This window comes from Helicobacter pylori (genome assembly GCF_001998165.1).
Lineage (GTDB): Bacteria > Campylobacterota > Campylobacteria > Campylobacterales > Helicobacteraceae > Helicobacter > Helicobacter pylori_DL.
In genome coordinates this window covers 1-9039 of sequence record NZ_MTWR01000009.1, presented here as the reverse complement: position 1 = coordinate 9039, position 9039 = coordinate 1, and the positions used below count along the sequence as shown (strand labels likewise).

Sequence of the window (9039 nt, the reverse complement as noted above, 5' to 3'; positions counted from 1 at the left end):
GAGTAAGCGCTCTATTTTGTTCATTATAATCCCCTTAAGCTTCTAGCTCTTTAATGATGGATTCAAGGCTGTTTCTTAAAGCGCTCTGTTTTTTTACGATTTGAGAAATCTCGCCATTAAGCGCTTTAATGTCAATGATTTCTTTCGTGTCTTCTTGCTCCACATAGCGGTTCACCGAAAGGTTGTAATCGTTTTCTTGGATTTTCTCTATATTGGCTAGAGCGCAAAAATGCTTGATCTCTTTTCTTTCAATATAGGTTTGCAAAATCTTTTCTCGGTTGCGTTCTTTGAGCTTGTTTTTCTTGCCTTCTTTGACAAATTCCTTACTCGCATCAATAAAAAGCGTGGTGTCGTCTTTTTTGTTTTTCTTAAGCACTAAAATGCAAGTGGCGATATCCGTTCCAAAAAAGAGGTTTTTAGGTAAAGCGATCACGCAGTCAATGAAATTCTCCACTTTGACTAAATACTCTCTGATTTTCTTTTCGGCACCGTCTCTATAAAGCACCCCGGGAGATTCCACGATCGCAGCAGTGCCTTGATTGGATAAATAAGAAAGCATGTGCATGGTGAAGGCGAGATCGGAGGCTTTTTTGGGCGCTAGCACACCGGCCGGGCTAAAGCGCTCGTCATTGATTAAAATAGGGTTGTTATCGCCTATCCATTTAGTGGAATAAGGAGGGTTAGCAACGATCGCATCAAAAGGCTCATCGTCTTCATGCTTTGGGTCTAAAAGCGTATCCCCTAGTGCAATGTGGAATTTAGAATAATTGATGTCATGCAAAAACATGTTGATGCGGCAAAGGTTGTAAGTGGTCAAATTGATTTCTTGCCCAAAATACCCTTTTGAGACGTTTTTATCGCCTAGCACTTTAGAAAATTGTAAGAGTAACGATCCGCTCCCACAGCATGGGTCATAAACTTTATTAATACTCTCTTGGTTGTGCAGGGCGATTTTAGCGAGCAGTTCGCTCACTTCTTGGGGGGTGAAAAATTCCCCTCCGCTTTTGCCGGCATTGCTCGCATACATCGCCATTAAATATTCATAAGCGTCGCCAAAAACATCAATCCCGCTTTGTTGGTAGTCGCCTAATTGCATGCCCCCTATGGCTTGAAGGATTTTAGTCAATTTTTCCACCCTATTTTGATGAGAGCTCCCTAATTTATTGCTATTGACGTCTAAATCCGCAAACAAGCCTTTGACGTTTTCTTCTGATGGAGTGCCAAGGCTGGATTTTTCTATTTCGTTAAAAATATTTTGTAGGGTTACATTGAGATCTCCGTTACTAGGCGCGTTTTTTAGCACGTTACAAAATAAAGCACTAGGCGGGATGAAAAAGCCTTTTTCTTCAATGGTTGATTTTCTTACGATCTCAGCCTCTTCATCGCTTAATGAAGCGTAATCAAAGCTAGGATCAAGCTTTCGCTCGTATTCATTGTGGTGATTAGCCATGTTTTCTGAAATGTAGCGGTAAAAAAGAATGCCTAAAACGTATTGCTTAAAATCCCAGCCATCCACTGAGCCTCTCAATTCATTAGCCACTTTCCAAATGGTGTTGTGCAATTCGTTGCGCTCTAATGAAGAAGATTCATTCGCTTGAGTGTTTTTGTTTTCCATGATATAAGCCCCTTTTTTGTGTTTTTTTGATTGGCGGTTTTGTTTGGCGTTTTTAGCCTTTAAAGGTTTCATTATAGCAAAGAATATTATTTTTTTATGCGTTTTCTGTGCGTTTGTGGGATAAATAAGCTATAATCGCCCTTTTAAAATTCATTTTTTAAAAGGGGTTTGAATGGTATTTGACAGAACAATCAGCGTGAGAGAGAAAAAAGCGGCCAAAACGCTTGGGATTATTGGGGTGGTCTTTTTTATATTGTTTGGCATTGTGATAAGCGGGGTGGCTTTTCAAAAAGAGTGGGTGCAACAATTGGATTTATTTTTTATAGACTTGATCCGCAACCCTGCCCCCATTCAAGGGAGCGCGTGGCTTTCTTTCGTGTTTTTTAGCACCTGGTTTGCGCAAAGCAAGCTCACCACTCCTATAGCCTTACTCATTGGCTTGTGGTTTGGGTTTCAAAAACGCATCGCTTTGGGGGTGTGGTTTTTCTTTAGCATCTTATTAGGTGAATTCACCTTAAAATCCCTTAAGCTTTTAGTGGCGCGCCCACGGCCTGTAACCAATGGCGAATTGGTTTTTGCGCATGGCTTTAGTTTCCCCAGCGGGCATGCTTTAGCTTCAGCGCTTTTTTACGGCTCTTTGGCGTTGTTGTTATGCTATTCTAACGCAAACAATCGCATTAAAACGATTATTGCTGTGGTTTTACTTTTTTGGATTGTTTTAATGTCGTATGATAGGGTTTATTTAGGGGTGCATTACCCTAGCGATGTTTTAGGAGGGTTTTTGTTAGGGATTGCTTGGTCGTGTTGCTCTTTAGCGCTCTATTTAGGGTTTTTGAAACGCCCTTATAATCAATAAAGGCTTTATTTAACCAAACACTGACAACTAAAATTTTTAGAATTCTATTTTTTGATAAAACTCATTCTCTTAAGGGGATAGGGGGTATTTTGCGATAATACCCCCTTAACCCCCTTAAGAAACCCCCTAACCCCCAAGACCGCTTTTTCAATAAGCTATCGCTTGATTAAAATCAAGCTCTTTGTTATTTTTTACAAAAACGCTTGAAGCGTTTTTAAAATCTCGTTTTTTAAAAAGAAAGCGATGGGTTAGGGTATAACTCCTCTTTCTTTTTAACCTCATCAAATTCATCTTTATAGCGGTGTTGGTGGTTTGGGTCATAATCCACAACGCTCTTTAAAAAACCGCTGAATTTTGGATTTTTGTCGCTAAGCTCTGAAGCTACGGTGTAATCAATCTTTTCTTTGTATTTAGCGTTCAATAAAATAGCGCTTTTATCCTCATCAGTCCTTAAATCAATCACGCCAATCCCAAAACTCGCATGCAAACGCTTCAACAAATCCATGAGTTGGGGATTATGCGTATCAATATGATGACCCACTAAATACCCCTCATTAGCCCACGAGCTGTTAGAAATCGCTTGAAAATAACACTCCCTGCAATTATTCACGCTGATTTCTTTTTTCAATTCAAAGCTCACCAATTTAACGGGTAAAGTGTCAAATTTCTTAGAAAAAGCGATTAAATTTTCATTAGACAATTCAGCGTGTAAAAACCTAACCCCCACCATGTCCGGATAAAGCCACCTGTCCATGCCTTTTGGCGATTTCACACTCTCTTCATGAAAAATGGTTTTCGTGTAGCATTTCAAATTTTCATTATAATAGGCCATGTAGGTTAAAAAGGGGTGCAAATCCCTTTCATGCGCGATTTTAGCGCTTGGAACGCTTATTTTTTCCATATTCAAAAACGGCTCTTTAGCCGCGTCTTTTAAAGCGATTAAAACCGGCTTTTCTTGCGCTTTCAAAAAAGGCAACTCTTCGCCCTTGTTTAAGGCGGTATAAATAGAGACGCTAACGCTTTGGTGTGGAGTGTTTCCCCCATAATCAAACGTTTTTGTAATCTCGCCTTTTTCAAAAAGCTCTTTGGCTTTATCATACACTTCAGTAGGGCTAATCGGCCCTGTGATCTCTAAAACGCTTTGAACGATTTCAACGTCTTGCGGTTTCATTTTTTGCTCGCTAAATACTCTTCATAACTGCCTTTAAAATCAATGATTGAAGCGCCTTTAGGGCTTGGGACTAATTCAATGATCCTATTAGCATACGCATCAATGAGCTCTCTGTCATGGCTTATGCAAATCACTGCCCCATCAAATTTAAAGAGCGCTTCACCTAGTGCGATAATGGCTTCTAAATCCAGGTGGTTGGTTGGCTCATCTAGGACTAAAAAATTCCCCCCCTCTAGCATGAGCTTGGATAAAACCATTCTATGCTTTTCGCCCCCACTTAAAGCGTTCACGCACTTTTCTTGCTCTTCGCCATTAAACAGCATCCTCCCTAAAGCGTTCCTAACCTCTGCGCTTTCAATCTTTTTATTGAAATTAAAGAGCCATTGATATAAGGTCTCTTCCCCGCTAATTTCTTCGCTCACGTTTTGAGGGAAATAGCCTTTTAAAACCGTCGCTCCCCACTTCACCACGCCCTTATCCGGCTTTAACTCTTCTACTAGAATTTTACAAAGCGTGGATTTACCCACGCCATTTGGCCCTATGAGGGCGATCTTGTCTTTAGGCATCACTTTCAAGCTCACTTGATTTAAAACCATTTGGTCGTCATAACTTTTAGAGATATTTTCGCATTCTAAGGCTTCATTCCCAATGGTGCGTTTGGGTTTAAAAATAATGCTAGGATCCCTCCTACTAGATACCGCTAAGCTTTGAATGTCTAATTTATCTAGTTGTTTTTGGCGGCTTGTGGCTTGCTTGGCTTTAGAAGCGTTAGCGCTAAAGCGCGCGATAAATTTTTCTAGCTCTTCTTTTTCTTTGAGTTTTTTATTGCGTTCGGCTTCTTGCTGTTTAGCGATCAGAGTGGAAGCGATATACCAATCGTCATAATTCCCGCTAAATTCGCGCACGCTGTGGAAATCCAAATCCAAAATATGCGTGCATACCGCATTTAAAAAATGCCTGTCATGGCTAATGACTACCATCGTGCCTTCATGGCGTTTGAGGTTGTTTTCTAGCCATTCAATGGCGTTTAAATCCAGGTTGTTGGTCGGCTCATCTAACAGCAAAATATCCGGTTTAGGGAACAAGACTTGAGCGAGAAGGATTTTAAATTTATCGCTGCTTGGCAGGGTTTTCATCAAATCGTTGTGTTTAGAGCTGGGAATGCCTAAATCTTCTAGGATTTTTTCAATCGCCACTTCGCATTCATACATGGGATCTTCTTCCACGCAAATGGTTTCTAACTCCCCTAGTCTGGCATTCACTTTATCATCGCTCAAATCGCCTTCGGTGTATAAGCGCTCTTTTTCTTTGATAGCGTCATACAAACGCTTATTGCCTATCAAAACCGCATCTTTAAGGCTCAAATCTTCAAAAGCGTATTGATCCTGCCCTAAAACCCCCATTCTCATCCCGCTTGTGATAATGACTTCCCCACTGCTGCAATCAATACTCTTGCTTAAAATCTTTAAAAAAGTGGACTTCCCTGCCCCATTAGCCCCAATCAGCCCGTAGCGCTTGTTTTTATCCAGCTTGATATTCACGTTTTCAAACAATTTTTTAGTCGCATAGCGTTGCGTTAAGTTGATGGTTTGCAGCATCTTATGATTTCCTTATTTTTTGTGATTAGAGAAAGTTTATTGTAGCGTTTTCTTTACAATATTGTAACCCTTGCTTATTATGGTTATTCATAAGGCCTTTGACGCCCAAAATTTGATCGAGCCCATATCATTTCCTCTTGATTTTTTATTCAATTTAAGGTAAAAATAATGTTTTAAAGCAAAAAAGGATCATGTCATTGAAAGTGTTTGATTACGAAGATGTCCAACTCATTCCTAATAAATGCATCGTGAATAGCCGTTCAGAATGCGATACGACCGTTATTCTAGGCAAACATGCGTTTAAAATGCCCATAGTCCCGGCCAACATGCAAACAATCATCAACGAATCGATCGCAGAATTTCTAGCAGAAAATGGCTATTTCTATATCATGCACCGCTTTAATGGATCGGCAAGAATCCCGTTTGTCAAAAAAATGAAAGAACGCCAATGGATCAGCTCAATCAGCGTTGGGGTGAAAAAGGAAGAATATCTTTTTATAGAAGAGTTAGCCAAGCAAGGATTAGCGCCAGACTACATCACGATCGATATCGCGCATGGTCATTCAAATTCTGTCATTGAGATGATCCAACGCATCAAAACGCGTTTGCCCGAAACTTTTGTGATTGCCGGGAATGTGGGCACGCCAGAAGCAGTCCGTGAATTAGAGAACGCCGGTGCTGACGCTACAAAAGTTGGCATCGGGCCTGGGAAAGTGTGTATCACTAAAATCAAAACAGGCTTTGGCACGGGTGGTTGGCAACTGGCAGCTCTTAGGTGGTGCGCTAAAGCAGCAAGAAAACCCATTATTGCAGATGGCGGCATTCGCGTGCATGGGGATATTGCAAAATCCATACGCTTTGGCGCGACAATGGTGATGATTGGCTCGCTTTTTGCAGGGCATGAAGAATCATCTGGAGAAACAAAAATAGAAAATGGTATCGCATATAAAGAATATTTCGGTTCGGCATCAGAGTTCCAAAAAGGTGAAAAGAAAAATGTTGAAGGTAAGAAAATTTGGATCCAACATAAAGGCTCGTTAAAAGATACACTGGTTGAAATGCAACAAGATTTGCAATCTTCAATCTCCTATGCAGGTGGGAGAGACCTTGAAGCGATTCGAAAAGTGGATTATGTGATTGTGAAAAATTCAATTTTCAATGGGGACACGATCTAAAAAAGATCAATGAAACAAAAGCGAAGACAGAAAAAAGGGTTTTCAACCTCTTCTTCAAGCCATTTGCTTTGACTTGGGTTTTTGTTGTTTTTTGATCCTTTCTTTATTTTCATCGCATCTTGTTGGATCATTTTTTTTATATAAAATATATAATGTTAGCTTCCATCATCTCAATCTTAAGGGTATTTGTTTTGTTATTCAACACGCCGTTATTCATCTTTGCTTTTTTGCCTGTTGTCTTTTTAGGGTATTTTATCTTACAAGCTTATGCTAAAAATCCCCTGTTCCCTAAACTATGGCTAGTATTGGCTAGTTTGTTTTTTTATGCTTTTTGGAATGTGAAGTATTTGCCCTTATTGGTTGGCTCTATTATTTTTAATTATTTTGTGGCTTTGAAAATCACCCAGCAAAATGCCTATAAAAGATTATGGCTTATTTTGGGCCTGATCGCTAATGTTTCGCTTTTAGGATTTTTCAAATACACTGATTTTTTCTTAACCAATTTCAATCTGATATTGAAGAGCCATTTTGAAACCTTGCATTTAATCTTGCCTTTAGCGATCAGCTTTTTCACTTTGCAACAAATCGCTTACTTGATGGACGCTTACAAACAAAATCAAACGCATGCAGCCCAAAACGAGAGAGAGAGAGAGAGAGAGAGAGAAAACACTCCTATTTTATTAAATCCCCCTACTTCATTTTTTTTATTTTCGCATTTTTTAGATTACGCTTTATTTGTGAGTTTCTTCCCTCAACTCATTGCAGGACCTATTGTGCATCATAGCGAGATGATGCCTCAATTTAAAGATAAAAATAATCAATTTTTGAATTACAGAAATATCGCTTTAGGCTTGTTTATCTTTTCTATAGGTTTGTTTAAAAAGGTCGTGATTGCGGATAATATCGCTCATTTTGCTGATTTTGGATTTGATAAGACGGCCAGCTTAAGTTTTATTCAAGCATGGATGGCGTCTTTATCTTATTCGTTCCAGCTGTATTTTGATTTTAGCGGTTATTGCGATATGGCTATAGGCATTGCCCTCTTTTTCAATATCAAACTCCCTATCAATTTCAATAGCCCCTATAAGGCTTTGAATATCCAAGATTTTTGGAGGAGGTGGCATATCACTTTGAGCCGCTTCTTAAAAGAGTATTTGTATATCCCTTTAGGGGGTAATAGGGTGAAAGAATTAATCGTGTATAGGAATTTAATTTTAGTGTTTTTGATTGGGGGGTTTTGGCATGGGGCTGGTTGGACTTTTATCATTTGGGGGCTATTGCATGGGATTGCTTTGAGCGTTCATAGAGCGTATTCTCATACCGCTAGAAAATTTCATTTCACTATGCCAAAGATTTTAGCATGGCTCATCACTTTCAATTTTATCAATCTTGCATGGGTGTTTTTTAGAGCGAAGGATTTGAATAGCGCCTTGAAGGTTTTAAAAGGGATGGTTGGTTTGAATGGCGTTTCGCTTTGTCATCTTTCACAAGAGGCATCAGAGTTTTTAAATCGTGTCAATGATAACATGATCATGCACACCATGATGTATGCATCCCCCACATTCAAAATGTGTGTTTTGATGGTAATCATCTCTTTTTGTTTAAAGAATAGTTCCCATTTATACCAATCCAATCAAATGGATTGGATTAAAACGACAAGCGCTTGCTTGTTGCTCTCTGTAGGGTTTTTATTTATTTTTGCCAGTTCTCAATCGGTATTTTTGTATTTTAATTTTTAGGACACTAGCATGGAGTTTTATAAAAAACAGACTTTAATCATTGTTTCTTTTTGCCTCTCTCTTCTTATAGGCGTTGGATTGTTTAATTACCTAATCGATCCTTTTGAGTATTTCAGGAAAGCAAAATACCCCATTGATTGGCATGAAAGAGTTGGAGGAACTTTATTGCCTTTTGAAGGGGTTGTTAAACATTACCCTTATAACAGCTTGTTAATAGGCTCAAGCATAAGCTTGAATTTTAGCCTTAAAGATATTCATAACTTATTAGGGTTGAAAAAACCCATCAAACTCACCGTCTCTGGTATCAGTATTAAAGAAGCGTTATCGCTCCTTTCTTTTGCATTTAAACACCAACCAATAGATACCATCGCTATGGATTTAGCCTTACTTGGTGGGGGTTTGAACCAGCGCTCCAAATACTTTTTTGAATACCCCTATTTCATTGGGGATTTTGCGTATTTATATAACTTTAGAGTCTTTAAAAACGCGTTGTTCTACTTTTCTAAAGATTATCTCAAAATTAAAGAAAAATCTTTTTGCAAACTCAATTCTTGGTTCCAATTATATGATTTTTGCAATAGCGTTTTAAATCGTTATGATTATAATTTCATGTTTGGTCATAATAACCCCCATGACTATACGCTGGATAATGTGAAAAAATCCTATTTGTCAGCGTTAAAAAATCCTAATCAATTAGCCATAGATGAAGAAAATGCTTATAAAGTTACCAAACAACTAGAGGATTTTATTCAAAAACACAGCGATAAACATTTTATTTTATGGACAAGAACGGACTCGCTTTTAAAATATAAGGTTTATAACCATACCATTTTAACACGCAATCTAAACACCATCCACAACGCCTTAAAAACGCTTTTAAAATAC

General features: G+C 38.7%; 7 protein-coding genes and 1 pseudogene. 4 read left to right on the top strand and 4 right to left on the bottom strand.

The annotated features are described in order from the left end of the window. Positions 1-34 precede the first annotated feature (34 nt). Both BZK24_RS01660 and BZK24_RS10030 read right to left on the bottom strand, forming a co-directional pair. Positions 35-1615 carry a type I restriction-modification system subunit M gene (locus tag BZK24_RS01660; protein WP_077656370.1) on the bottom strand — a complete coding sequence of 527 codons (1581 nt, stop codon included), beginning with the start codon at positions 1613-1615 and terminating at the stop codon, positions 35-37. Then, a pseudogene (locus BZK24_RS10030) lies at positions 1573-1769 on the bottom strand (type I restriction endonuclease). The gene BZK24_RS01660 and the pseudogene BZK24_RS10030 overlap by 43 nt, the downstream one beginning before the upstream one ends. A gap of 18 nt (positions 1770-1787) precedes the next feature. Between BZK24_RS10030 and BZK24_RS01650 the strand changes: the two are divergent. Further along, the gene (locus BZK24_RS01650; protein WP_077656369.1) at positions 1788-2471 is read left to right on the top strand and encodes a phosphatase PAP2 family protein; all 684 of its coding nucleotides are present in this window, start codon (positions 1788-1790) and stop codon (positions 2469-2471) included. Positions 2472-2700: 229 nt separating this feature from the next. On the opposite strand, the gene BZK24_RS01645 is transcribed toward BZK24_RS01650, so the two are convergent. Then, on the bottom strand, positions 2701-3642 hold the full coding sequence (locus BZK24_RS01645) for a COG2958 family protein (RefSeq protein WP_077656368.1): 942 nt from the start codon (positions 3640-3642) through the stop codon (positions 2701-2703). Further along, a complete protein-coding gene (locus BZK24_RS01640) occupies positions 3639-5240 on the bottom strand; it encodes an ABC-F family ATP-binding cassette domain-containing protein (protein ID WP_077656367.1) in 1602 nt (533 codons plus the stop codon). The genes BZK24_RS01645 and BZK24_RS01640 overlap by 4 nt, the downstream gene beginning before the upstream one ends. A 197-nt stretch (positions 5241-5437) precedes the next feature. Here BZK24_RS01640 and BZK24_RS01635 point away from each other — a divergent pair, with 197 nt between their 5' ends. The 3 genes from BZK24_RS01635 to BZK24_RS01625 form a co-directional block, all read left to right on the top strand. Further along, positions 5438-6415 carry a GMP reductase gene (locus tag BZK24_RS01635; protein WP_171972367.1) on the top strand — a complete coding sequence of 326 codons (978 nt, stop codon included), beginning with the start codon at positions 5438-5440 and terminating at the stop codon, positions 6413-6415. Between the two features lie 191 nt (positions 6416-6606). After that, the gene (patA, locus tag BZK24_RS01630; protein WP_277921256.1) at positions 6607-8154 is read left to right on the top strand and encodes an MBOAT family peptidoglycan O-acetyltransferase PatA; all 1548 of its coding nucleotides are present in this window, start codon (positions 6607-6609) and stop codon (positions 8152-8154) included. Between the two features lie 9 nt (positions 8155-8163). Continuing rightward, positions 8164-9039 (top strand): hypothetical protein (locus tag BZK24_RS01625; RefSeq protein ID WP_077656364.1); only part of this gene is annotated, 876 nt, incomplete at its 3' end.

What these genes read in the sequence shown, in the direction of transcription:
- BZK24_RS01645 (WP_077656368.1), bottom strand. Translation starts at nt 3,642, where the DNA reads ATGAAACCGCAAGACGTTGAAATCGTTCAAAGCGTTTTAGAGATCACA.
- BZK24_RS01660 (WP_077656370.1), bottom strand. Translation starts at nt 1,615, where the DNA reads ATGGAAAACAAAAACACTCAAGCGAATGAATCTTCTTCATTAGAGCGC.
- BZK24_RS01650 (WP_077656369.1), top strand. Translation starts at nt 1,788, where the DNA reads ATGGTATTTGACAGAACAATCAGCGTGAGAGAGAAAAAAGCGGCCAAA.
- BZK24_RS01640 (WP_077656367.1), bottom strand. Translation starts at nt 5,240, where the DNA reads ATGCTGCAAACCATCAACTTAACGCAACGCTATGCGACTAAAAAATTG.